Below are 1846 nucleotides of genomic sequence, written 5' to 3' on the forward strand. Positions count from 1 at the left end.
GAGGCTCAAAGAAAAAGGCCTTGACGTTCCAATCAGCTTCGACTCCCTCAATGAGAGGGAAATTGAGAAAGCTTTAAACTACGCAGACCTCTTTCTGAGCGTTGATGAGAGCAACATTGAGGAACTCGTCACCGATAAGCCGGTCGTTCTAATCCCGACGAACCAGAGGAAAGGATTCTTCCCCCCCAGACCCTCGGAGAGAGTTGAGTTTCTCGAGAGACTCAAGGAACGGGCACTCGATTTGGGCTACAAGACCCTAATCCCGGATTTAATCCTCGAGCAGGTTCCCCACTTAGCGCGCTCAATTACGGCCTTCCAGCTCTACCGCGAGAGGAACCCGGACGACATTCTCTTAGCTGGAGTCGGCAACGTGGTTGAGCTCTACGACGCCGACAGCGTGGGGATGAACGCTTTATTGGCAGGAATCGCGAAGGAGCTCTCGATAAGCCTTCTCCTCACGACAGAGACGAGCGCAAAGGCCAAAGGTTCCATCAGGGAGCTGAGAAGGGCTGTGGACATGAACCTCTTCGAGACCCCGAAGGACCTCGGCTTCGACCTGCTCATTCTGAAGGAGAAGCGAACTAAAGAGTGGCGCTTCGAGCCGGCTCGGGAGGTCGTTGAGGCGAGGAAAAGGCCCGTCCAGCTCGAGCCCCTCTACTTCCGCATCTGGGTTGAAGGCGGAAGAATCTGGGTGAACGCCCACAGGGGGACTAAGGTGGTCCTCACCATCGTCGGCGACGAACCGAACGCGATAATTGACACTATTCTTGAGCGCTTTGAGATAAGCTCCAGGCACGCCTTCTACCTCGGCCGGGAGCTGGAGAGGGCCTACACAGCATTAAAATTGAGGAGGAGCTACGTCCAGGAGGTTGAATTGTTCCCTGAGTTTTATTCTCGTGGTTCTTACTGAAGGTTCTGCATCGCCGGCTTCCTGAAGAGCTCGTCGAGCTCCGCCCGCTTGGCCTTGATTTCCTCGTAAAGCTCCGCAACCTCTCCTTTCTCCGGGTACTTTATCTTCAGCGTCATCATGAGTCCCTCCAGGAAGCTCAGAATCGAGAGCTTTATGTAGTCCTCGCCCTTCTTCGTCTCAAGCCCCTCGTTTAAAGCGATGAATGAGTCCAGCCTTCCTATTAAGGCCTCTTCACCAAGCTCCTCAAGAAGCGTCCTCACCCTTTCCGCCTCTTCGACCTTCATGCTTTCACCTCCAGGGCAAAGAACTCGACGGTGTTTTTCTCGGTTTCCCTTTCGACCTCTTCAAAATCCAGCTCCTGAAGCTTGGCTATCCACTCAACCGCAACGCGAACGTTGCACGGGACGTTGCGCTGTCCCTTGAAGGGGCTCATGTATGGACTGTCCGTCTCGGCCAAAAGGTAATCCACGTCTATAGCCTCGGCAACGGCCCTCACCTCGGGGATGAAGACTATTCCGGTGTTTATCCCGATTACGTGGCCGTTCCCGACTATCTCTTTTGCAAGCTCAACGCTCCCGGCGTAGGAGTGGAAGTAGGCCTTAACGCCGGCTTTCTGAACCAGTTCGTACGCCTCCTCCTCGGCCTCGCGGGCGTGTATCACGACCGGAAGGTCGAGCTCAACGGCCAGCTCAAGGAAGTGCCTGAAGATTTCGCGCTGGTTCTCCCTCTGCCTTTCGTTCTCGGCGTAGTGGTAGTCGAGGCCTATCTCCCCGATGGCGACTATCTCCCTTGAGTGCTCGCGTATGAAGTCCTCGACCTTCTTCACCTTCTCCCAGTTGCCCCTCCTGGCTTCGTTTGGGTGGTAGCCGAGGGTCGGGAAGATGAAGCCGAAGTATGGCCTGAGTAGCTCCCAGCTCTTCCAGACGTGGGTCTTCC

The 1846-nt window shown here is 55.3% G+C and carries 3 protein-coding genes; 1 reads left to right on the top strand and 2 read right to left on the bottom strand.

Annotation, left to right across the window (positions count from 1 at the left end; genetic code table 11):
• On the top strand, positions 1-910 hold a 910-nt coding region (locus MVO87_RS01080; RefSeq protein WP_524540263.1), incomplete at its 5' end, for a DUF4346 domain-containing protein.
• Here the strand turns inward: MVO87_RS01080 and MVO87_RS01085 are convergent.
• Together MVO87_RS01085 and MVO87_RS01090 are read right to left on the bottom strand one after the other, a co-directional pair.
• On the bottom strand, positions 904-1194 hold the full coding sequence (locus tag MVO87_RS01085) for a DUF3216 domain-containing protein (protein WP_297516526.1): 291 nt from the start codon (positions 1192-1194) through the stop codon (positions 904-906). The genes MVO87_RS01080 and MVO87_RS01085 overlap by 7 nt on opposite strands.
• On the bottom strand, positions 1191-1846 hold a 656-nt coding region (locus tag MVO87_RS01090), incomplete at its 5' end, for a YchF/TatD family DNA exonuclease (protein ID WP_297551916.1). The genes MVO87_RS01090 and MVO87_RS01085, both read right to left, overlap by 4 nt.

It is taken from the genome of Thermococcus sp. (genome assembly GCF_027063845.1).
Lineage (GTDB): Archaea > Methanobacteriota_B > Thermococci > Thermococcales > Thermococcaceae > Thermococcus.

What these genes read in the sequence shown, in the direction of transcription:
- MVO87_RS01085 (WP_297516526.1), bottom strand. Translation starts at nt 1,194, where the DNA reads ATGAAGGTCGAAGAGGCGGAAAGGGTGAGGACGCTTCTTGAGGAGCTT.